The organism is Halomonas caseinilytica, from assembly GCF_001662305.1.
GTDB classification, from domain to species: domain Bacteria; phylum Pseudomonadota; class Gammaproteobacteria; order Pseudomonadales; family Halomonadaceae; genus Halomonas; species Halomonas caseinilytica.
Genome location: NZ_BDEP01000026.1, coordinates 1 through 22,992, shown reverse-complemented (window position 1 = coordinate 22,992; position 22,992 = coordinate 1). Strand labels below are relative to the sequence as shown.

Annotated in this window: 21 protein-coding genes; 11 read left to right on the top strand and 10 right to left on the bottom strand. The window is 59.3% G+C overall.

From position 1 onward, the window contains the following. Window positions 1–167 precede the first annotated feature (167 nt). From A9O65_RS15470 to A9O65_RS15455, 4 genes are all read left to right on the top strand, one after another. On the top strand, window positions 168–1,241 hold the full coding sequence (locus A9O65_RS15470; protein ID WP_064702573.1) for a type I restriction endonuclease: 1,074 nt from the start codon (window positions 168–170) through the stop codon (window positions 1,239–1,241). Window positions 1,242–1,320: 79 nt separating this feature from the next. After that, window positions 1,321–1,953, top strand: a complete 633-nt coding sequence (locus tag A9O65_RS15465; protein ID WP_064702572.1) for a hypothetical protein — start codon at window positions 1,321–1,323, stop codon at window positions 1,951–1,953. Between the two features lie 67 nt (window positions 1,954–2,020). Then, the gene (locus A9O65_RS15460) at window positions 2,021–4,798 is read left to right on the top strand and encodes a tape measure protein (RefSeq protein ID WP_064702571.1); all 2,778 of its coding nucleotides are present in this window, start codon (window positions 2,021–2,023) and stop codon (window positions 4,796–4,798) included. Window positions 4,799–4,810: 12 nt separating this feature from the next. Continuing rightward, window positions 4,811–5,161: a hypothetical protein gene (locus tag A9O65_RS15455; RefSeq protein WP_064702570.1), complete on the top strand. Its 351-nt coding sequence runs from the start codon at window positions 4,811–4,813 to the stop codon at window positions 5,159–5,161. A gap of 8 nt (window positions 5,162–5,169) precedes the next feature. On the opposite strand, the gene aroQ is transcribed toward A9O65_RS15455, so the two are convergent. Beyond that, complete coding sequence (aroQ, locus tag A9O65_RS15450; RefSeq protein WP_064702569.1) at window positions 5,170–5,763, bottom strand: gamma subclass chorismate mutase AroQ; 594 nt, start codon at window positions 5,761–5,763, stop codon at window positions 5,170–5,172. A 150-nt stretch (window positions 5,764–5,913) separates the two neighbouring features. Between aroQ and A9O65_RS15445 the strand changes: the two genes are divergently transcribed. Genes A9O65_RS15445 through A9O65_RS15420 form a run of 6 tightly spaced genes read left to right on the top strand, consistent with a single transcriptional unit; the run spans window position 5,914 to window position 15,915 of the window. Beyond that, a complete protein-coding gene (locus A9O65_RS15445; protein WP_064702568.1) occupies window positions 5,914–6,399 on the top strand; it encodes a DUF1833 family protein in 486 nt (161 codons plus the stop codon). Beyond that, window positions 6,396–6,809: a C40 family peptidase gene (locus tag A9O65_RS15440; protein ID WP_064702567.1), complete on the top strand. Its 414-nt coding sequence runs from the start codon at window positions 6,396–6,398 to the stop codon at window positions 6,807–6,809. The genes A9O65_RS15445 and A9O65_RS15440 overlap by 4 nt, the downstream gene beginning before the upstream one ends. Next, window positions 6,769–13,857, top strand: a complete 7,089-nt coding sequence (locus tag A9O65_RS15435; RefSeq protein ID WP_064702566.1) for a host specificity factor TipJ family phage tail protein — start codon at window positions 6,769–6,771, stop codon at window positions 13,855–13,857. The genes A9O65_RS15440 and A9O65_RS15435 overlap by 41 nt, the downstream gene beginning before the upstream one ends. A 46-nt stretch (window positions 13,858–13,903) precedes the next feature. After that, window positions 13,904–14,101: a hypothetical protein gene (locus A9O65_RS15430; protein ID WP_064702565.1), complete on the top strand. Its 198-nt coding sequence runs from the start codon at window positions 13,904–13,906 to the stop codon at window positions 14,099–14,101. Between the two features lie 3 nt (window positions 14,102–14,104). Then, window positions 14,105–15,499: a phage head spike fiber domain-containing protein gene (locus tag A9O65_RS15425; RefSeq protein WP_064702564.1), complete on the top strand. Its 1,395-nt coding sequence runs from the start codon at window positions 14,105–14,107 to the stop codon at window positions 15,497–15,499. Beyond that, window positions 15,496–15,915, top strand: a complete 420-nt coding sequence (locus tag A9O65_RS15420) for a hypothetical protein (protein ID WP_064702563.1) — start codon at window positions 15,496–15,498, stop codon at window positions 15,913–15,915. Before A9O65_RS15425 ends, A9O65_RS15420 begins: the two co-directional genes overlap by 4 nt. Window positions 15,916–16,020: 105 nt before the next feature. Here the strand turns inward: A9O65_RS15420 and A9O65_RS15415 are convergent, their stop codons facing one another. The 7 genes from A9O65_RS15415 to A9O65_RS15385 form a co-directional block, all read right to left on the bottom strand. Further along, window positions 16,021–16,419, bottom strand: a complete 399-nt coding sequence (locus A9O65_RS15415; protein ID WP_064702562.1) for a hypothetical protein — start codon at window positions 16,417–16,419, stop codon at window positions 16,021–16,023. A 496-nt stretch (window positions 16,420–16,915) separates the two neighbouring features. Then, complete coding sequence (locus A9O65_RS15410) at window positions 16,916–17,281, bottom strand: hypothetical protein (RefSeq protein ID WP_064702561.1); 366 nt, start codon at window positions 17,279–17,281, stop codon at window positions 16,916–16,918. 82 nt (window positions 17,282–17,363) lie between these two features. Next, the gene (locus A9O65_RS15405) at window positions 17,364–17,783 is read right to left on the bottom strand and encodes a DUF7282 domain-containing protein (protein WP_064702560.1); all 420 of its coding nucleotides are present in this window, start codon (window positions 17,781–17,783) and stop codon (window positions 17,364–17,366) included. A 111-nt stretch (window positions 17,784–17,894) separates the two neighbouring features. Next, window positions 17,895–18,641: an anti-sigma factor gene (locus A9O65_RS15400; protein WP_064702559.1), complete on the bottom strand. Its 747-nt coding sequence runs from the start codon at window positions 18,639–18,641 to the stop codon at window positions 17,895–17,897. Further along, a complete protein-coding gene (locus A9O65_RS15395) occupies window positions 18,638–19,240 on the bottom strand; it encodes a sigma-70 family RNA polymerase sigma factor (protein WP_064702558.1) in 603 nt (200 codons plus the stop codon). The genes A9O65_RS15400 and A9O65_RS15395 overlap by 4 nt, the downstream gene beginning before the upstream one ends. Before the next feature lie 184 nt (window positions 19,241–19,424). Next, the gene (locus tag A9O65_RS15390; protein ID WP_064702557.1) at window positions 19,425–19,685 is read right to left on the bottom strand and encodes a DUF1654 domain-containing protein; all 261 of its coding nucleotides are present in this window, start codon (window positions 19,683–19,685) and stop codon (window positions 19,425–19,427) included. Between the two features lie 83 nt (window positions 19,686–19,768). Continuing rightward, entirely contained in the window at window positions 19,769–20,212 is a 444-nt protein-coding gene (locus A9O65_RS15385; RefSeq protein WP_064702556.1) for a universal stress protein, read from the bottom strand. 481 nt (window positions 20,213–20,693) lie between these two features. Between A9O65_RS15385 and A9O65_RS15380 the strand changes: the two genes are divergently transcribed. Continuing rightward, complete coding sequence (locus A9O65_RS15380) at window positions 20,694–21,659, top strand: zinc-binding metallopeptidase family protein (RefSeq protein ID WP_064702555.1); 966 nt, start codon at window positions 20,694–20,696, stop codon at window positions 21,657–21,659. Window positions 21,660–21,793: 134 nt separating this feature from the next. Here the strand turns inward: A9O65_RS15380 and A9O65_RS15375 are convergent, their stop codons facing one another. Both A9O65_RS15375 and A9O65_RS15370 read right to left on the bottom strand, forming a co-directional pair. Further along, a complete protein-coding gene (locus A9O65_RS15375) occupies window positions 21,794–22,015 on the bottom strand; it encodes a hypothetical protein (RefSeq protein ID WP_064702554.1) in 222 nt (73 codons plus the stop codon). Between the two features lie 161 nt (window positions 22,016–22,176). Beyond that, a partial coding sequence (locus A9O65_RS15370; protein ID WP_064702553.1) for a fatty acid desaturase occupies window positions 22,177–22,992 on the bottom strand: 816 nt, incomplete at its 5' end.

The following is a 22,992-nucleotide window of genomic DNA, read 5'->3' as shown; positions in this document are numbered from 1 at the left end:
GGCGGCGGGCTGGAAATGACACCTAACCCACTGAAATAGATGAAGAGCCATGGGTGGCCAGGTGTGGCTTTCTTTACCCTATGGCGCCTCTTGCCTCCCTGCGATACGCTGATCAGAGAGCCGCCAACCAAGGCGGCCGGCTAACAATACGCAAGGGAGGCTCTACCATGGAGCTGAAGGAAAAACTTTCTGGAATCGCTCGCCGCGGGCAAGAGCAAGCTGGCCACATCAATAATGAGGAGGCGACCAAGACGGCGCTAGTGCTGCCATTCATTGGGGCTCTAGGGTACGACCCTTTCGACACACGAGAGGTGGTTCCCGAGTTTACCGCCGATGTTGGCACCAAGAAAGGGGAGAAGGTCGATTTTGCGATAAGGACTGATGGGGCGCTCTCAATCTTGGTTGAGTGCAAGCCTATTGGTACAGATTTGTCGAACGTTCAGTACAGCCAGTTGTATAGATACTTTGCTTGTACTGATGCAAAATTTGCTATTCTTACGAATGGTTTTGAGTACAGGTTTTATTCAGATCTGGATTCAGAAAATAAGCTAGATAATCGCCCTTTTTTTACGTTTAATCTTGGTGAGTTAAGCGATCAAGATATCGATGAGCTTAAGAAGTTTTCTAAGCCGAATTTCGATATCGACTCTATTCTTGGTACAGCGAACCGCCTGAAGTACACAAATTTGGCTAAGCAGGCTATAGATTCAGTCTTCCATGAGGCACCCGAAGAATTTATAAAATTCATCGTCAGTCAGATATACGATGGCAGACAGACACGCCAAGTGGTTGAGGACTTTACCCCTATCATTAAGGATGCCTGCAGGCTATATATTCAAGAGCAAGTGGCTCAACGACTGCGAGGTGCTCTGGCTAGCAATGCCGGCGGGGATGCATCGGAAGCCGAAGAGGAGCCCCAGGGGCGAGAAGACGAAAAAGATGATGATGGCATTGTCACCACCCAAGAGGAGATTGATGCCTATAACATTGTTAGGTCTATTCTTTCCGAGAGCGCTGATATCAGCCGAATCGTCATGAGGGACGCCAAAACATATTGCGCTATCCTGCTGGACGACAATAACCGGAAACCAATTTGCCGCCTTCACTTCAATTCCAAAAGTGTGAAGCGCGTTGGCTTCTTTACTGAGAAGAATGAAGAAAGGTTCGACATACAGGGTGTTGCTGATATATTTCAATATCGTGATAGGCTTAAATCGACCTTGAGTGAATATCTAGATTGAAGTCTTGTGCTTCACGTTATGTGCCATTGTTGCCACGCTGCAATTATGGCCATTATAAGTATGGTGTAACGGAGGATGCATGGGACGTTGGGTTTTTCTGGTACTGGCAGCGTTTGCGCTGGCGGGGTGTAGCGACAGTGATGCAGATTCAGGGCAGGGTGAGCAGGTGGCGCCCGACCTAAGCAACGTCATCTGGCAAGGATATGACCGCGAGTCATTCCCCGACCTGTATCAAGCGGTGGGCGCTGATGCGTTTGCCCGGATCAATGATGGGGTTCTTCAAGCGGCTGAGACAGTCGCGAGAAAGGGGATGTGTGGTGAGGTGGTAGATGCCGCCCCATCGAGCAGCCGGAGCACTGCCGGCAGCTTGGTGTTTTATGTGGACTGCGCCGACCAGTCTCGCTTCTACATCAGTGAGGCGGATATAGAAGCTGGGTTCAGCTCCGAAGACAAGCAGCCTGGAGACGGTGAAGGCAACGCGACGCAAGATCAGATCAATGGCTGCCGAGACATGATTCGAGATGAATTCTCGAAAGCGGCAGACTTGGACATTCACACCATCTCCGGTACCGGCAGTGAAGTGACGGACTCAAACGTTGTGCGAGTTCAGCAGGACTTCACCGTGACCAACGGCATTGGTGACGAGTCGGATAAAACAGCGATCTGTCGATTCCAGGGGCAGCGCACCGTGGGGAACATGTCGCTCCACTGATCGCCAAGCAAAGCAACCAATTATGTAGCCCGGCCAAGCGTCGGGCTTTTTTGTGCCCGGAGGAAACGTGTCGGAATCAGTCGGCTCCATCTACTACACGGTCGATGCCCAGACCCAAAGGCTACTGCAGGCCGAGCGGCAGGTAGACCGCTCCACTCGTCGCATGGAGCAGGGATTCGACCGGACAGATGACAGCGTCAACAACCTGAACGACTCTCTGGGACAACTGAAAACTCTCGTTACTGCTGTGGCAAGTGCCATGGCGGTGCAGCAGGTCGTCCGGTATTCCGACGCCTGGACCAGCGTGCAGAACCGCCTGCGCATCGTCACCGATGGACATGCCGAGCTTGAGCATGTCACCGAACGTCTCATGCGGGTGGCAAACGAGAGCCGGGCCAGCATTGGCGCTACAGCAGAGCTCTACTCCCGACTATGGCGCTCCACCCGGACACTAGGAACGTCGCAAGAAGAGCTGATCAAGCTCACTGACACTATCAACAAGGGCTTTGCTGCCTCGGGGGCGTCGGCCCAAGAAGCCGAGAACGCGATTCGCCAGCTATCCCAAGGGCTGGCCTCCGGCGCACTGCGTGGCGAAGAGTTCAACGCGGTCAGCGAGCAGGCGCCGATCATCATGCGAGCGGTCATGCAGGAGACCGGCAAGGCTCGCGGAGAGCTGCGCGACTTCGCCGCTGAGGGTGGCATTACCTCCGACCTGCTGATCCGGGCCGTCCAGAACTTCTCTGGAACGATCAATGATGAGTTTGGCCAGACGATGGCCACGTTCTCGCAGAACTGGGTCAAAGCCGCCAACAACCTGACCCAGTTCATAGGCGAGTCAGGCGCGGTAACCACGGTGGTGCGGGAGTCCGGTGAAGCCCTAGTAATTCTCTCCGACAACATTGATGCCGTAGCCCAGGTGGCGGCCATGGCGGCGTCTGTAGTCGGCGGCCGGCTCCTGCAATCCATACAGGCCACCACTGCTGAGTACGTGAAGAAGGCGGCTGCCAACCTTGCTGACGCCAAAGCTGAAGCAACTGCCGCCCAGCAGGTCGTCCGGCGCACGGCAGCCGAGAGAACTGCGGCCATGGCGCTACTGGCAAGTGCCAAGACTGAGGAGCAGGCCACCCGAGGCACGTCAGCGCATGCGTTCGCCCTGCAGCAACTGAGCGTGGCTCGTGTTCGTGCTACCGAGGCAGCCGGAGCGCATACGGCAGCTACCAATGCCGCCACTGCGGCTATGAGTAGAGCCACAGTTGCCGCCCGGGGCATGGCGGCGGCCAGTCGAATGGCGAAAGGCGCTCTGGCGCTGATTGGCGGCCCGATGGGGGTGGCGGTCATCGCTGCTGCCGGCCTGGCCATGTACCACGACGAGCTGGATGAGATGCTCGCCCCGTCACGCCGGGCCGAGAAGGCGGTTGACGACCTTACCGAGTCTATCGATCGCAACAGCCGTGCAGCGCTTGAGAACGGCATCGCCAAATACAAGGCGCAGCTCGCCGATCTGGAAACGCAGGCTGAGGATGCTCGTACCGAGATCGACAAGATCAATGACGAGAACAACACGCCTGGGCCGTTCCGCAAGTCCATGGTTATGGGACCGGGCGCCGACGAACGTCGGGCGGAATACGAGAAGCTCGACGAGCTTGGAGTACAGATCCAGGCCCGAAAGGACGGCATCGAGAGCCTGCAGGAGTCACTGGATAACCTGGGTGACGCCGGAGGTAGCGGGTCCGGTGATGGAGATGGCAATGGCGGCGGTGGAGGAGGTGGATCCTCTGACGCCGCCAAGAAGGCCCGCAAGCGATTCGAAGCCCTGAAGAAGCAGCTCGAAACCGAGCGCGAGACCATCGAGCGTGAATATCGGGAACGGAACGCGCTGATCCGACGGTTCACCGAGGAGGGGTCGCAGGAACAAGTCAGACTCTTAAAGCGAAGCTCCAAGGAGCGCCGCGAGGCGCTGAAGGGGATCTCCGAGGAATACCAAGGTCTGATCGACGAGCTTTATCCGGTCCGCGCCGCGCAGCGTCAGTTCCGGGAAGAAATGGAGCGCTTGGAACTGGCTCGTCAGATCGGCCTGATCGATGACCTGTCAGATGCCCAAAAACGCCTTCGCAAGTCCATGCGCAGCGACGAGAGCTGGCAGGACGCTTACGGCTTCAGCCCCGACGATACCAAGCAGCTCGACAAAACGAACGATGCCGCCCGAGAGCTGGGCATGACATTCACTTCGGCATTCGAAGATGCGATTGTCGAAGGCGAGGGGTTCCGAGAGGTCCTCCAAGGTATCGCCGAGGACATCCAGCGCCTCATGATTCGTAAGAGCATCACAGAGCCAGCGACCGATGCACTTTCTGGTGCGCTAGATGGCTTCGATTGGGGCGGTTTGTTCAGCTTTGGCGGTGGTGGCTCCTACGGTGGCTCAGGATGGGCCGGCAGTGTCGTGACAGCCGCATCAGGTGGCTATGTCTCAGGCCCCGGCACCAGTACAAGTGACTCCATTCCGGCCCGGCTCTCGGATGGCGAATTCGTGGTCAACGCCCAGGCCACTTCACGGCCTGGCGTCCGCCCGATGCTCGAGGCGCTCAACTCCAATCGAGCCTACGCAAAAGGCGGATTCGTGGGTGGCGGCTCGTCAGGCTCAGGCGGGCTCGGCGGCGTCGTTGTCAACGTCCATACCGATAGTGGCTCGCAAGTCACTCGCCAGGAATCTCAAGGCCAGGGCGGCACCCGGCAGATTGATCTCTACATCGAGCGGAAAGTCAGGAGCACCGTTCACGGGATGTTCTCCAGTGGCGAGATGGACCGCCCTATGCGCCGCTTCGGAGCACGCCGCCAATCCACCTGATAAGGAGCCGTCATGCCCACATGGCCTGCATCGCTGCCTCAGCACCCCTTGATCAAGGAATACGCGGAGACGCCACAGAGCAATGTCATCCGGTCGCCAATGGATGTCGGTCCGGCGAAGACACGCCGCCGCTCCACAGCCACGACCACGGATGCCGAAGTTGTTTACTTCCTTACGAGTAGCCAGCGGCAGACCTTTCTGGACTGGCTCAACAACGACATCGCCGGCGGCGCGCTGCCGTTTGATTGGCCGCGGCCTCGAGCTGGCGTTGAGTCAGTCCTGATCAAGGGAGACCCGCCGTATAATATGGAACCTGCCGGCCAGAAATGGCGCCTCTCCATGACCCTCGAGATCCAGCCGTAAGGCGCGAATCACTCGTCGCGCAGTGACGACAGTGCTATCTCCAGTGCCTCGGCATACTCGTTATTCGCCACAGCTCTGGCTGCACTTTCCTCGAGATATTGCTGTGCTGCTGATTCGCCTTCAAACGTCTGGAATTCGTATAGGGACTGGATCAATTGAGGGGTCAAAGTATCCAGTTGGGGACGGATGTCATTGGCCAGGTTCGGTGGATTGTCGAAAGGTGGTTGCGATTCCTTCTGCCACTGCTGATGCAATTGCTTCTGGACCGCCTTGCTAGCATCGAACTGGTCCTGGAAGAAGGCGCGAGCCAATTGGTGGTCAACTCCCTGATGCTGCGCCTCTTCCACCACTCGTTTCAGAATCTGTGCCTCACGCTCTGGCACGTTGATCGGTGCCTCGGAGTTCCATTTGGCCATGGCCACATCGGGAGCAATGGATAGGCGTTGCTCTACCTGTGCAATCAGTCCATCTACCGTCTCCCGGGCCTCATCGGAGGCTTGCTGATCCGCCGCCACGACGAAGCCGCTGATAAGCAGGCCTGCTGTAATCCAGCCGAGGTGGCGAAGCCCCAGGCGCCCGGCTCCCAGTAAAGCTCGATTCATGACTTGTCTTCCTTGTGGTCTTCGGGATGTTTCAAGTGCCCAGTCTGAACCGATCATCTGCCATCACTGTTCTCCCTGCAACCAGATGCCCCGATCTGAATACCCATCCATGCCCCGCCTCGAGCGGGGCTTCTTGTTTCTGGAGCCCCTATGTCAATTCGCCAGATCAGCGCCGAGGGGCTGCGTGACATGTTCGCGCAGAACACCGATGCCGCTGTGTTCGCTTTGCTGACGTTCACGCATCCGAGTCTGTCCGAGCCCCTGCGCTTGGTGAACAACACCGAGGCGATCACTTACGACGGACAGCTCTACGAGGCGTTCCCGTTCAAGTTCACGCCACCCGCCGAGGACGAAGAGCGCGAGGCCGTGGCCACGGTGAAGGTGAGCAACGTGGATCGTCGCCTGGCCGAGGTGCTGCGCCAGATTCAGGGCCTGGCGGGCGTCGATATTCAGGTCGTGCGCTGGAAGGCCGGCACCGTCACCCGTGAGATGCACATCCCGGGCATGTACCTGATGAGCGCCGACATCGACACCGAGACGGCGTCGCTCCAGATCAGCCACGCCTTCGACATCCTCAACGAGCCGGCGACGCAAGACATTCTGTCGCCGGGCACCGCACCTGGCCTATTCCGATGATCAACGTCACCGAGTACATCGGCCTGCCGTTCGAGTCAGGGGGTCGAGGGCCGCGCTATGACTGCTGGGGCATCATCCGCCGCGTCTACGCCGACCGCCTCGGCATCGATCTACCCCTGCACACCGGCTACGCCGACACGCTGACCGACGACACGTCCCGGCTGATGGTCGCTGCCCGCTCCGAGTGGCACGAGGTCACCGACCCCGAGCCGTGGGACGTGGTGATGTTCAACGTCGACGGCAAGCCCAACCACATCGGCCTCGTCATCGGTGGTGGTCACATGCTGCACACCACCCGTCATAAAGACGCCTGTATCGAGAGTTACCGCGCCGCCCAGTGGCGCTCCCGCATCGAGGGATTTTATCGCTATGACCACGCTTGTTGCCCGCCCGAGCCCGGTTCGCTCTGACCTCTATACCGCCGAGATTCCTGACGGCACCAGTCTGTCCGCTGTCCTGGGTGACATGCCGGAGAGCGTGCGGGCGCAGATCGAAGGCGAGGTGATTCCGCGTGAGCGTTGGGCCGAGCCGCTGCCCGCCGATGCGCAGGTGCTGATTACCGGTACGCCCGAGGATGACGGTATTGGGCGCGCCATTGCGATGATCGCGGTTGCCGTGGCGTCCGCATATACCGGTGGTGCAGCGGCGGCCGCGATGGGGTTCGCCGAAGGAACAGCAGCCTTTGCCGCGGCATCGGCGGCAACCTCTGCAGCAGTTACTGTGGCTGGCACCCTGGCTGTCAATGCGTTGATCCCGCCGGAGATGCCGAGCGAGAAATCCCCGACATCCCCCAATGTCCGCAACTCCATCACCGGCACGCGCAACCAGATCGACAAATACGGCGTCGTGCCGCGTGTCTACGGCAATCCGCGCTGGTATCCGAAATTGGCGGCGAACCCGGTCACCGAGATCGCCGGCAATGACCAGTATCTGCGCATGCTGCTGTGCCTGGGTTATGGGCCGCTGGAGGTGGCAGGCCACCGCGTGGGCGACGGCTATAGCGTTCTCAAGGATGCCGACGTCGGTGATGCCATCACCATCGGCGAGACCAATCTGGGCGATTACGAGGACGTCGAGTGGGAGATCGGCATGCCCGATCAGCTCTCGCTGATGACGCCGGACATCGCTGAGGAGCAGATCGGTGTCGCGCTGAATGCCCAGGGAGACCCGCAGGCCGATACCTGGGTGCCGGATGACGTCAGTGCGACTCGCACCACGGCGCCGGGCACGAAAGAAATCAGCATCGACCTGGTGTTTCCCCAGGGGTTCTTCTGCATCAACGACAACGGCACTCGATCCGGCCTCGATGTCGAGTTCAAGGTCGAATACCGCGAGGCAGGTACGACCACCTGGACGGTCCAGGATGGCAACTGGCTGATCGGTGGCGACCAGGGCACCAAGGACACCTATCGCTTGAACCGTCGTTGGAGTGTGCCCAAAGGGCAGTACGACGTGCGCGTGACCCGTGTGCGTTCCCGCCACGGTGGCGTCCAGGCGATCTACACCGACTGCCAGTGGTCCGTGCTGCGCTCTGTTCAAGACGGCCCGGCTTATACCGGCAACCATCTCCTCCTGGCGCTGCGCATTCGCGCGACCGACCAGCTCAACGGCGTGATCGACCAGCTCCGCATTCGCACTCAAGCCGTGCTGCGCGTGTGGGACGGGTCTGCTTGGGTGATGCAGGCGACCAATAGCCCTGGCTGGGCGTACATCGATGCGATGACCGGGCAGCAGGTCGGCAATCCTATTGGCGACGACCGCCTGCACCTCGAGGACATCGTCAACTGGGCGGCGTTCTGTGACGCCCATGCTTCACCCCTCGAGTACCACCACGTCCACGACGGCGATGAAACCGTGCTCGATCGTGCACGCTCTATCGCCGCCGCCGGCCAGGGCTCGTTCGCGTTCCGTGACGGCCGGTTCGGCATCGTGTTCGACGATCCCAACACGCCTACCGTGCAGGCGATCACGCCGCGCAACGCCAGCGGGTTCAGCTCGTCGATACAGTACAAGGATCTGCCGCACGGTATCCGGGTGAAGTACGTCGATCCCGATACCTGGAGCGATGCCGAGCGCATCGTCTATCGCCCGGGGTACGACGAGAGTAACGCCACTCGCTTCGAAGATTTTCAGTTGCAGGGCGTGGCGTCCAGCGAAGAAGCGTGGGACCACGGCAACTATCATCTCCGCCAGGCCATCCTCCGGCCCGAGACGTTCAAGGCATCCATGGACTGGGAGAACCTGGCCATCGTGCGCGGCAACCGCGTGCTGTACCAGTACGATGCCATCCTGGTGGGCCTGGGCTCTGCGCGGGTTAAAGAGGTCAATGGCACGACGGTCGTGCTCGATGAGCAGCTGGAGTACACCGAGCAGCGGGCGTATGGCATCTCGGTGCGCGGTGTCGATGATGTGGCCGGCAAGGCCAAGTTGATCGCCACTCAGGTCACCGGTGCCGAGATCGGTGAGACCGACACCTTCACCACCGTTGACAGCATCGATGTCGAGCCGGGCGACCTGGTGATCTATGGCGTGATGGGCAAGGAGTCCATTGATGCCAAGGTCACGAAAATCCAGCCCAACGAAGACTTTGGCGCCGACCTGACACTGGTCAATGCCGCGCCGGACATCTACGACTACACCACAGCACCGGTCTTTGATCCGGGCATCACCAACCCGATCCCGCCGGACCGCATTCGCCCGCCGGTGCCGCACATCACCAGCGTGCGTGGCGACGAGACAGCGGCCCAGCAGAACCAGGACGGCTCGTTCACGACTCTCATCCGTGTCGCGTATGCGTTCAACACCCAGGTCGGGCTGCCGAACCTCCAGGTTGAGGCGCGCTATCGCGTCGTGGGCAGCGATGAGTGGGAGCATGTCGGGCCGTTCACGGCGTCTGGCAACCTGACCATTCGCGATGTCGATGAAGAACTGGACTACGAGATTCAACTGCGGGCGCTCAATGGCTCCATGGCCTCCGTGTGGTCACAGACCGCCACGCTCACGGTCACTGGCCAGGCCGTGCAGGTGCCGCAGTCCATCGAGGTGCAGCGTCGTGGCACCTTCTCGCTGACCCTCATCCCCAAAGGGCTGTACAGCGGTGCGCAGTATGAATTCTGGCGCTCGTCTGCGCCGCTCGCCCTGGGCGACGTCGAGACCAGTGCGCAGCGCCTGAGCGTTGGCACCGTGCTGGTCGATACCGACCTGATGCCGGACACTACGTACTACTACTACGTCCGGCAATGGACGGTGTCCCGGGTATCCGCGTTCGCTGCTGTTGAGGCGACGACTCGCAACGATCCGGCCGCTGTGATCAGCAACATCTCCGGCGAGATTCATGAGGGGATTCTCGCTCCGGCGCTGCAAGATCGGGTCGAACAGATCGGCGTCAATCAGGGCGCGATTACCGACATCCAGGGGGAGCTGGACCAGACCCAGCAGCACCTCAGCGATGAGGCGGCACGGCTCGACGAGCGCGTCGATGGGGTCCAGACCGGCCTCGATCAGACCCAGCAGGAGTTTGATAGCGAGACGGCCCGCCTGGATGACCGGGTCAGCGCCGTCCAGGGCGATCTGGCCGACGAATCAGCTCGGCTCGATGGCCGGGTGAGCAGTGTCCAGAACTCCCTGGAAACCACTCGCAACAACCTCGAGGCTGCCGATGCCGACCTCGATCAGCGGCTCGAGGCGGCGGAGACCGCCATCGTCGATGAAGCGGAGACTCGAAGGACCGAAGACGAGTTCGTGGCCACGCGCCTCGAAGGACTCCAGGACACCAGTGACAAGCACGACCTGCGCATTGGCTCTCTCCAGCGCGTACAAGCTGAGCAGGACGCCCTCGATGCAATCATCTTCGAGTCGATCAACGTTGAGACGGCGAACCGTCGCGCCTCTATCCGCACTGAGGAGCGGGTGCGCATCGATGGCGATAGTGCTCTGGCTATGCGTGCCGACAGCCTCGAGGCCAGTGTCGGCGATCTGGATGCGGCGATCACCACCGAGCAGCAGGCCCGGGCCGATGAGGACAGCGCCCTGGCGTCGCAGATCGGCGAGCTGAGCGCCAAGATCGACTCGCTGCCGCGCTTCAACAGCAATTTCCAGGCTGGCAACGACTTCGATCAGTGGACGCCGGGCAACGACGACAGCATCGCCGCTGAGACCACTGATCCTTTCACTGGAACTCAGTCGGCGCTGATCACCTCGGCGGCGAGCGGTCCCAACTCAACCGGTAACACAGGGGGAACCTACGCCTCGGTCCCGGCGGGTGCCACGGATGCGTTCGAGGGCCACGAGATCATCGTCACCGTGAACGCCCGTCAGCCGGACAGCAATGCAGCCGCCGAGTTTGCTGTGGCTTACTCCACGGCCAGCGTCGGCAACAGCGGCTGGCAGCGGTTCACACCAGGGGCCGACTGGGGCGAGTTCGAGTTCTCGTGGACGGTGCCCGAGGGCTCGAATCAGTCCACCGACTATATCGCGATCTGGGCCGATACCAGTGGCAGCAGTGCGGGCGTCGTGATCGGTCGGGTGCATATCCGCCGGATCGCTGGCGAAGTCCAGGAGATCACCGCCGCGCTGCAACAGGAGCAGCAGGCCCGGATCGACGGTGACGAGGCGCTCGCGTCGGACCTGAGTAACCTCGAAGTTCGTGTTGGTGATAACGAGAGCGGACTGACGACGGAACAGCAGGTCCGCGCCGATGCAGACAGCGCCATGGCCAGCGACATCCAGGGCATGGGGGCGCGTGTTGGCGATGTCGAATCTGGCCTCACTACTGAGCAACAGGTCCGGGCGGATGCCGATAGCGCTCTGGCCAGCCGGGCCAGTTCGCTGGAGTCCCGCACCGATGATGTCGAGGCCGGGCTGACCAGTGAGGAGCAGGCACGCACTGATGCTGACGAGGCCCTGGCTTCGGACTTGTCCAGTCTGAATGCCCGGGTCGGCGACACCGAGTCCTCGATCACCGAGGAGGCCGAGGTCCGCGCCACCGATGACGAGGCCCATGCACTCGCTTTGGACCGCATGTCGCTCAACAACCAGCAGCAGTCCGCCGAGATTGCTGCTCTCCAGCGACTCCAACAGGAGGGCGAGGCCCTCGAGGCGATCCAGTTTGAGAGCCTCAACGTTGAGACGGCGAACCGTCGCGCCTCTATCCGCACTGAGGAGCGGGTGCGCACCGACGAGGACTCTGCGCTCGCCGTCCGGGCCGACCAGCTCGAGGCGAGCATTGGCAACAACGCGGCTGCGATCACTACCGAGCAACAGGCCCGGGTTGATGGTGACGAGGCGCTTGCCTCTGACCTGTCGAGCCTGGACACCCGTGTCGGTGACACCGAGTCATCGCTGACGCAGGAACAGCAGGCCCGGATCGATGGCGACCAGGCGCTCGCGTCTGATGTCTCCAGCCTCAACAGCCGGATGGGCAGTGCCGAATCGGCAATCACCGCCGAGCAGAAGGCTCGGGCTGATGCGGACTCCGCCCTTGCCAGCCGGGCCAGCTCGTTGGAAACCCGGATGGGCGATGCTGAGACAGGCATCACCGAGGAGGAACAGGCACGCATCGATGGAGACGAGGCACTGGCCAGCCGCGCCTCATCACTTGAGACGCGTCTAAGCGACACGGAATCCTCTATTACTCAGGAACAGCAGGCGCGTGCCGACGGCGACGAGGCGCTTGCTTCGGACATCTCGGGGCTACGTACACGAGTCGGTGATACCGAGTCAGCGATCCAGCAGGAGCAGACCGCCCGCTCCGATGGCGACACCGCGCTGGCCCAGGACATCACCGACCTGGAGGCCTCGCTGGGTGAGGACTATGCTGCGCTGCGCACTCAACTGGAGGCCCAGATTCGCGGGCAGTCGCTGACCCCGGATGGCTCGTTCAGCGCCGGTGATGGGGCGCTGTGGGTCAACACCAGCAACGTCAACATCATCCAGCGCGATCCCAGTGCGGGCGCCATTGTCGCCGAGGCCCCGGCTGCGCACTTTGCTCAGTACCGCAACCACACCGCTGGTGGTAATCGCCACGTTTCGGGGCAATGGCAGCCCGTCTCACCGGGCGACGTCTATTCGGTCAAGATGGACTACTCCGCCCGCTCCGGCACCGATGGCACGCTGCGGCTGTCGGTGCAGTGGCGGGATGCTGAGGGCAACAACGTCGGCTGGCCGACGGCGGATACCGTCGACATGGCGCAGGCCTCCGATGGCGTGTGGCGCACCACGACACCGGCGAGCCTCACGGCCCCCGCCGGTGCTGCCGAGGGGCGCGTCGTTGTCACGGCTCAGGACACGACCCAGGGCAATCCGGTGTTTACCAACGTCGTCGCGGCCCGAGCCGATGCGGCGATGGCGCAGCGCATCGACACGGTGCAGGCCCAACTCGGGGAGGACATCGCGAGCGTCGAGCAGACGGCCCAGGCAAGCATCGATGCCGAGGCGGAGCGCATCAATGCAATGTGGACGATGCGCCTCGATGTGAATAACCGGGTGACGGGCATCGGCTTGGCGAATGATGGTGAGGAGACAGAATTCGGCATCGTCGCGGACCGGATGTATATCGCCGACCCGGATGACCCTGAGTCTGCTGATCTGCCGTTTATCTTCGACAACGGTCGCCTGCTGCTGAAAGAGGCCCTGATCGATCAGTTGACGTTCGGCAAGCTGACCGACGGTAGTGGAAATTTCATCGTCGACAGCAATGGCCGAATCAAGGGCGAGTATCTGGTCGTCGACGCGGCGGAGTCGTCCAATTACCAGGCTGGTCAGTCAGGCTGGAAGCTCGGGAAAGACGGCAGTGCAGAGCTGAATGATGTCAACGTCCGGGGGAGTATCGATGTCCGAGGGCTGACGGTTAACAATTCTGCGCCGTCCTTCGTTTTCACTGATGCGTACAGTAATCACAACACCATTCATTATGTGTGGGGAAGATCAACAACTGATGCCAATGCCCCACTTATTGAAGACTGGAGAAGTGAGCCCGAAGGTGTCAGGTTCTGGGCAGAGAATGTCTATAACGGTGACACAGCGCAGACGTATATCAATCTGATTGACAGAACGTACTCAGTAACAGCAAGAGGGCCATCATCATCGGCGTATATAAATCTTGATGTTGACCTTCAATACTATGTCAGGGCGTTTCTCCAAGATTCCGATAGATCGACCGCAAGAACGGAATTTGATGGGGAGCTCTTGGTGTATGACGGAGGTGATCTCGTTAGAGAGTCAGTCATCATACACGGAGAGGATGGCGCTCGAGGGTTCAGTGCAGAGGCTATCGCAACCGAGGGGGTAAACGCCTCGACCACAGTCGCGATAAAGCTGAAAGAGACGGACGGAGATATTCGTGTCGTCTTTCGCCTTCGTGGTTATTGCTATACCCAGAGATACTCCGATAGGCAAAACGCTACGTTCATCTTTGAGTCTCGTCGCTGTGAAATGGATGCTCTGATCTCCCGCATTTAAACGACTCACCAACCCCGCCACGGCGGGGTTTTTTATTGGAGGTTCCATGACAGATGCCGAGGCTATCACGCTGCTGCAAAACCTCGCCGCCGAGGCGCAGGCCGAGCAGGACACGCTCACCGGCGCGCGCAGCGACTTCGATGACGCCAAGCAGGCGCTCAACAACTCAATGACGGCAGTATCCGGGCGCTTGGCGTCAATGGATCGCCACGTTCGCTACGCCATCGACTTTTTCGGAGTGTAATCCATGGCAGAACTTGATCCCGCTTTGCAGGATGAGATCAGCAACCTGCAAACACGACACACGGCTCTTGTCGACGCGGTGCGCAACTACTCCGGCGGCAGCATTGCCCAGGCCACCAACGACCTGCTGGCCGCCCAGGCACAGACCGAGAGCACCATCGATGAGCGCGAGGCAGCGTTGCTCGGTCTCATCCAGCGCAACACGACGAAGCCCGTGCCGTCGCTGCTGAGCGATTTCGCTACTCGCACTTACATGACCGGCGTGCGCCGTCTTGAGCACGGTGTCGGCGTCCATGATATGTGGAATGTCAGCCGTTCGAGCGTGCGCTGGGTGTGGGGGCCGAATGGCAAGCTGGTCGAGGTGGCCAGTGACCAGCCTGCATATGCTTACGATCCCGAAACAGGCGATCCGCTTGGGATTTCTGTTGAGCCAACTCGGACAAATGATCTTTCTGATAGTAGCGGTATGTCGGATTTTGGTGCGCAGAGACATACAAGAACATTGACAACTGACATTGAGTGCCCGACAGGTGACAACATATTTGCTATCGAAAGAACGAGCACAGGTGCGTTATACGGCATTATTCAGCAAGGGCGGGAATATCAGGCAGGAGAAAAAGTTACATTCTCGTACGTGATTCACCCCAATGGTCATGATCAAGAATTTAATGGTGTCATAAGAATATGGTCCGGTCCAAATCGAATCTTGGACAGTGATGTTTATGTGGGGATAGATGAAAATGCCCAGCCACTCCCCGGGGGGTGGTATAGAGTACATGCTACAGTTGTAGCGGATAAGGCCGGATTCTCCGGGGCTTCCTACAATATAAGCAGTAATATGGATGTGGGAGATATATTCTACATCTCATCACCTCAGTTGGAGAAGGGTGATGTCACTTCTTATATCCCCACAAGTGGTTCGACAGTCACTCGAGAAACAGACTCGATCTACAAGCCGCTTAGGGATGAATATAACCCCAATGGTTTCAGCGTCTACGCCGAAGCTCGCCAAAAATCCGACACTGGATCAGTTTTCTTCTTGCACAAGGGCGGCCTTACAAACTCTATCCGAGTGGGGTTGCCCACAAATAATGACCGTGCCATGTATGTGACGGTAGATGGTAGTGTTAAAACCTTCGCCAATCTGAGTGACTTCCCGGGCTACGCTGCGGGTGATCCGGCAAAGATAGTGTTGTCAGTAGACCCAAAAAACAATCGGGTGAGGCTCACAATCAACGGGGAAACTGTAGAAAGGACCGCTGATCAGTTCCCTACAGTGGAAGAAGAACGGCTAGGTAATGTGTCAGCGAATAACAACAGGATGAACGGCACCATCAAGGATTATCAAATGTATCCCATCGTGCTGACACAGAGCGAAGCGGAGGCGATGACATTATGATCGACGCGATTGTTTATGTGGCTGATTACCCAGCCCTGGTGGGGCACCTGTCTATCCATCACCGAGAGCTACTGGCCCGCGATGACAACGGAGCCATCGCCCAGCCGCCGGTGGTGACCGGTTTCACTCGGACGCCGGCGGTCAAAAGCGGTGATGCTGTGATGGCATATGTCCGACTGCGCGACGAGGAGGCCAGCCGGTGGCGGGGCATGCCTGGCGTTGAGGTGCTGGCCGAGGCGGAGTACACAGGGAAGGGCACAGCCGATGCCGTCTACGCTCAGGTGTTCGACGATCCTGAGTGCCTGGCCAAGTACGATTCGGTATATGACCGGACGCCGAGAGAGGTGCCGGACGGGGAGGGAGGCACGATTACGTGCACACCCCCGGATCGCTTCGGGATCATCGCGGGGGGGTGACAGTCGACATAGTTCAGTAAGCGAAAGAGGAGCGACCGCCCAGGGAGTTAGGGTCACCCGGGGCGGCCACCAACCTGCAGCCGTTCGAGGTAGTGAACTACATCATCAAGATGTAATGAGACAGCCCGCTACGCGATGGATTCCATCATAGAAGAGATCGCCATAGCCGCTAATCAAGGTGCCGAGGGCCACGGCAACAAGGACTGCGTACGTCATTCTGGCCGGATACTTACCGTATTTCTCTTTAGCTTCTTTATACCCCTTGCCCACAAAACCGCTCGGGTTGAGGATGCTATAAACCCGCACCGCCGCGAGTTCTGCGATTAGTCCGATTGCGAGCAGCGCGGACCCACTTCGCTGGAAGAACGAGGCGGCCGTCATCTCATCAGGTAGCCACGGCGAGGACCAGGCTCCGAGCGGTACCAAGAACATCACCGCCAGACAGCAGTAGAACAGCCGAACCTGTTTTTTCACCATGCCAATATAATCGATCTCACTGCTCATAGGAGTCGCTTTCCATGGTAGTGGCACATCGTATCGGTATTACTCCCTTCGATCCGGCGTCGGGTGAGGCCCGGCGCCACACTCCATCGATGACGCCTGCCGGTGGAGCAGAATCGAGCTCCTATGGAAGGCTGCGCTATGCTACATGCATGTGCGGACGATTCGCCATCTACTCCCAATCGCCGGAGATCTCCCATCGCCTCGGTTTGCCCGAGCCCGAGTCAGGCTGGCCGCTCGCTACAACGTCATGCCTGGCACGTGGATTCCCGGCGCGTACCACCCTGATTCTGAGAGCGGCCTGTCCTTGGGCCAGCTCTGGTGGGGGGATCGGCCTCACTGGGCCACCGGTAAAGCTCCGGAGCCAATCAACGCCAAAGTGGAAAGCGTGGCCACCATCCGCCCCTGTGGGGAACAGGGGCGGATAGACTGGTATCATGCTATAAGGAAGTTTCCAGAACTCTCTCCGTTTTTCGTCCCCGGGAGAACTGGTCCTTTCTCACAAGGGAGCTACGGCATTATAGTCGGATTGGACGCCGCCATCTTCGACAATGGGACCATCATTGAGGATGCCACCAGCACCGTCCCTTTCGGCGTTGTAATTAGACTGTACGCCACCATCGTTGACAATGGGCTCGTCATCGAGGATACCGCCAGTGTTTTTCCTTTCGGGGTTGTAGCCGGATTGCACGCCGCCGTCTTTGACGAGGGCTTCGCCGTCGTTGCTCCCCATCTTGGACATGTCGTGGGATTGGCCAGCATGCCCGTCGTCTGACATTCCGCCTTCATGGTGGTCTGCCATGACCATGCTGGAGAGTAGGGCCATTGCGCCCATCAGTGCTGCTGCTTTAATGACATGCATCATGGTGAACCTCGCATATATTAGTTGCTCTATCCATGTCGGGGGTTGTCCGCAACGGAGATACTCAACCTATAGTCGGATGGGATTACTGTGCGGTGATGGTGGTCATCACGAGGTTTCCGTCCATCTTGATCGGGCCGTCTTCCGAAGCGCCGAGCGTATACTCGAACACGCCGGTCTCCATGCCGCCTTCTTCGCTGTGAACCATCAACATCAGCTGATCGCCGGAACTGACGTCCTCGGTCAGCAATGCGGTGACGTCCATGTTCTCGCCCTTCTTGAGCGGGGCATGGCCGACCACGGGGCCTGGTTTCATGCTGTCGTCAGTTCGGTGTACTACCAACCAGCCATTGCTGTTCGCCATGACCTTCTCGGCGGACACCGAGCCATCTGCGGTAGACTGGTCATCGGCCCAGACTTGCGGATGCATGTCTGCTTGAGCGAGGGAAGCACCGGCGAGCAGAGCAGTGGATACGAATGCGCTTGCCATGAACTTGGTCATCATCATTCTCTCCTTGTATTCCGAAGCACGCCCTACCGATCAAAGGGTTTATGGAGGGCGTGTTCGTAGTTACGAGTGGAGAGCGCGCAAGGTTTCAAGTCAGCATTAAAAAAGTTATAGGTGTTGCGACCTCCCCCTTTGGTCGGTGGGATAGAGGTAGCCGTGGATTGCAGGGCCCGTCGGTTGGCCGGTAGGAGAGCCGCCCGGAGGTTCAATGCTGATGCCGAAGGTGGCCTGTTTAAGCAGGTCGGGATCGTAGTCGCGTAAGGCATCGGCATCCAGGCTGAGGTCGTCGTTCAGCACGCCCACAGACCGAGGGTCAGGTCCGAGCTCGGCTGACTTGATCCACAGTTGATAGGTGCGATCCGGCAGTGGTTCCGCCGTCACCGGCTGTACGTTGAGCCGACGGTTGTCGAGGTCAACGGCGAGCATGAAGGCTGGCTGCTGGTCGTTCTGCGAAAATACGGCCACGAAAGGGGGCTGGGGCGGTGTCGAGTCGAACGGTACGACCAGCACGATGGCTAATGCCAGTGCTGCAGCGGAAGCGAACGCAGTACTCCAGCGCCAGAATCTAAGGCGACGATGCAGCCCGAGCAACTGCGTCGTGCTGCTTTCACTGGCGTCTTTTTCGGTCTCGAGTACCGCGATGCGGCGCTCGATCCGCTCTAGAAGATCCGGCCCCGGGGCTACATCTTGGATTTCGTTGCAAAGCGGGGCAAGACGAGCTTCCCAGGCTAGAATTTGTGCGTCCAGGTTAGAATCATGCTTCCGACGTTGGGCTGCCTCAGCACGCTCGTCGACCTCGAGGGTGCCCAGCACATATTCGGCGGCCAGCATATCGATGTCGTCGTGTCCAGTCATGACGCCAGGCACCCCTTGAGTTGCTTTAAGGCTCGGTGGAGCCAGGTCTTGACGGTATTCACCGGCTGTTCGAAATACGCAGCCAAATCAGCGCGCGACCAGCCATCCAGGTACGCCAAGCGCACCATGTTCTGGTGATTGGCTTCGAGTTCCTCCAAGCAGGCGTGCAGTTGCCGGGCATCTTGTTCGTGCTCAATGTGTTCGTGGGCGCCGGTCTCGTCAGCGGAAATCTGTGACAATACGTCCTCAGACTCATGAGGAGCCCTAGGCTGGCGGCGCAATTCGTCGATGGCTGAATGGCGAGCGATGGCTACCATCCAGGTAATGGGGGAAGCCCGACTGGCTTTGAATTGTGCCGCCTTCTGCCAGATCGTGACGTAGACATCCTGGATGACATCGTCCGTTCGACTCCGCTCTTTCAAGATACGCAGCACCGTGCCATAGAGTTTCGCCGAGGTGGCCTCATACAGCTGGGCGAAGGCGGGACGATCGCTTTGGGCAACGAGCTGGAGCAGGTTGCGGAGGTGATCGTTGGGCGATGGCGTCGCGGGTGAGGTGTCGCCGCAATGCGTTGAAGAGGGCTGTGAGTTATCGGACATACCATCTTCCCTGTTGATGTCATCGAGCAAGCGCCATGCAAGGACAGACTAGCGTGTCGCCGCCGTGCAGGCCAATGCGGGGTCATGCGAGAGCATGGCGTGGAGGCTTTGAGCGCTGCAGGCCGATCCCCCCTTGCGCTCGATCCGCTTTCGCCACTGTGTGATCTGGTACCGAGTGGCCACGTCAGATTGATGATTCCTCCGGATTCCAGCGCAGACGGATTTGGCCATCCTCGAGTGGAATCATCGTCAGTTCCTCTACAGTCTCCAGCTCCTCGATCAGGCGCTCCCAGTCGTCCTCGTGCTCGTCGTCTTTGCGGGCGATCACCGTGGTATTCTCCGACTGTGCCGCCGGCGCGTTGATCTGCCGCTGGATGCGCATGCCCAGCAGCTCGTAGGAGGAGGGTGGTTGGGGAGCTTGTTGCTTCTTGCCCTTCTTCGCCATGAGGTAGTCTCCCTGTCGATAACTGTGTATATATACAGTATCAACAGGAAGGGGCATCACTTCAACCTGCAATTAGGCCTTAGCTAGTGAACGGTGATGACTCGACAATCTGCAGCGTGACTGACCTTGTGAGCGATACTGCCGATCATCAGGCCTTTGAAGTCGCTTAGGCCTCGACTGCCCATGACGATGGCGTCAACGCTTTCGTCCTTGGCGGCGGTCAAGATGAGTTGTCGCGGATCGCCATTGGACAGATGAGTGGAGATGGCATCACCGTCCACGCCTTGTGATTCGGCGTCCTCAGCGGCTTTGTCGAGAAGGGTTCGCCCGACCTTCTTGCGTTCTTCTAGAGTTGCGTCGAGGGGGACGACACCAACTCCCCAAACCAGAAGCGTTTCGTGCTCAAGTGGCTCGGGCACGTGCAGGAGCGTTAGGCGCCCTGCAGGGTCGAGTAACTTGCACGCGACCCGAAGGGCTAGCTGTGAGTGCTCTGAACCATCTAGGGGGACAAGGATGGACTGGAACATGGCGACCTCCTGTAAGGGTTGGTCTTGCACTTCCAGTCTAGACGCTAAAGCGCTCCGCATGGGGTGGTGCAATGCCGCATATGAGGAAACCTGGGTCAAGGCATTCCTATATGGATGGTCTTTGGCGTGAGACAGCAGGGCGGGTAAAGTGCTGATAGGGCAGGGGAAGCGAGCCGGGTGCGGCTCTACCATTGAGCTGAACAGATGTCATTTATATTCAAGGCTGGCCGAGTACGACCGTGACCCGCGAAAGGTGCCGGACGGGGAGGGCGGCACAGTCACGGTGGCGCCCCCAGGATCGGTTCGGGGTTATCGTGATAGTCAGCACGCATCAGTAATAGAAAAGGAAAGAGGAGTGACCGCCCAAGCTTTAATATTTGGCAGCGCTCCAAATGATTTGACACGGGCCTGGAAGAAGAGAAGTATAAATTCGTGACTTTCGGGTTTTGTACCTTGTTGTTCTTCCGGAGTTCCATACGGTATGCGCGTTTTTGCCAACCCAGTCGGTTCCGGATCGCTTTGGTTCGATAACCTCGCCACTGCTGATGGCACCCCCGTTGCTTATGATCCCCAGGCGCGAGCTTTCCTGCCTATGCCGCCCTTCTGCGCCAACAGGGAGGTCATCGGTTGCAACTGGATTGCCCCTGCGCAGGATGCCTTCTGTCGATCCTGCGCCATGACGGCGCTGGCTCCAGATTCCTCTATACCCGGTGCCATCCCCAACTGGGCACAGACTGAGGCTGCCAAGCGCTGGGCGCTGGATAATCTTGGTCGTTGGCATTGGTTCCGGCCGGAGGACCCGGGCGCGCGCCCTGTTTTCCACTTGCTTGCCGAGGGCCCGACACCCGTACTGATGGGGCATGTCGAGGGCGTGGTGACGATCAGCGTGGCGGAAGCTGATCCAGTCCTGAGTACAACTCGCCGCCAAGCGCTAGACGAACCTTACCGCACCATGATTGGGCATATGCGCCATGAGGTCGCGCATATGCTCTGGTGGAGACTTAGTCTGCGTGACGATTTCCTCGAGACCTTCCGCGTCATGTTCGGCGACGAGCGTGAGGATTACCCCGCTGCACTCCAGCGCTACTACCATGACGGCCCTCCGCCCGATTGGAGACAACGCTTCCTGACCGCCTACGCTTCCGCGCACCCGCATGAGGACTGGGCCGAGACCGCAGCGCACCTGTTACATCTGACTGATATTACGGATAGCTTCGTCGCCGCGGGCCTGTCCTTGCCTGAGTTACCGAACCCGGGTTGGGACCCGTATTCGGAACCGGATGCTGAGCGCCTGATTCATGTCGCGGCCTCCCTTGTAGTGGGAGTGAATCATGTCAACCGCTCCATGGGGCTGCCAGACCTCTATCCCTTCGTGCTGTCGGAGGCTGCGCGTCGTAAACTCGCTTTCGTGCATGACTGGTTACGTCGAGGTGCACAGGGGCGTTAACCCCTGACAGTCCAGTGGGAAGGTGCTCGCCTGGCGACCAACGCTTATCGTAGCCATGGAAGACTGGCACTGGTGTTCTTGGAACAGTGCCCAGAGGCTCTGAACGCCACTGGTGCGGAATTCATAGCCTTAATTCATTCGCTTAGTTTTCTTGTGACCGTGCAGTGGCACACCTCGTCCTCAATACTATCGATGCGGACAACAACCGGTCGATCCTCGGCCAAGTCCTCGGTGAACTGAAGCCAAGTGTTTGAATCAAACCCGCGCACGTATTCCTTGCCTACTTCAGGGTTCTCTACCTGATGCGTGCCAATCTGTGTGGTCATGCCAACTTCAAGACGATGTATATCTTGCATGGGCTTCACCTGTACCAATGGAAATGGAATACCAACTGCCATGGTACATGGCGCGTCGAGTAGCGCCTATGACCCTGTATTCAGCATAGCACCCTAAGCTCTCGAAACCGTGTATATCGCCCGATAGGACAGGTTTTCTCTGATGATGGGCGTTCGACAGATCAGGCATTTGCCTCCCTGAAGCTCACCAAGCGGCGCTTCTCTTCGTCCCACAGGGTCAGGCGCACCGAGGCGAGGCTCTGCCATAGGGTGAGGCGGCCGATGCCACGCAGCTCGGGATGATCGCGCAGAACATCGGGAAGACGGTAGAAGGGAATGCGGGTGCACAGGTGATGGACATGGTGCACCCCGATATTAGCGGTGAACCAGCGTAAGATGCCGGGCAGGTCGTAGTGTGAGCTGCCGTGCAGTGCTGATTCCTGGAAGGTCCAGTCAGGATCGTGCTCCCAGAAGGTGTCCTCGAATTGGTGCTGGACATAGAAGAGCCAGACCCCAATCGTTCCGGCGAGCAGCGTGATGGGCAGTTGCACGAGCAGGAAGGGGCCGATGCCCACCAGCCACATCATGGTGGCAACTAGGACCAGGATTGCCGCATTGGTCGCCATGGTGCTCAGCCAAGGCATCCAGCCTGCGCGCATGAAGCCTACCGGCAACCGATTGTCTAGCAGGAATATGTACGCGGGGCCGAGAGCGAAGAGGACGAAGGGATGACGGTAGAGGCGATAACGCAGTCTCTCTTTGCGAGGCAGAGCACAAAATTCCTCGACCGTCAGGGTGTCAATGCCACCGATACGTGGGCGGTCGAGGTTGCCGGAATGGGCATGATGGTGCCTGTGGGTATGGCGCCAGAAATCAAAGGGAGTCAGGGTCAGTACGCCGATCGCCCGTCCGACCCAATCATTGGCTCGCCTTGAGGGAAAGAAGGCACCATGGCTGCAGTCATGCTGGATCATGAACAGACGCACGAGAAAACCTGC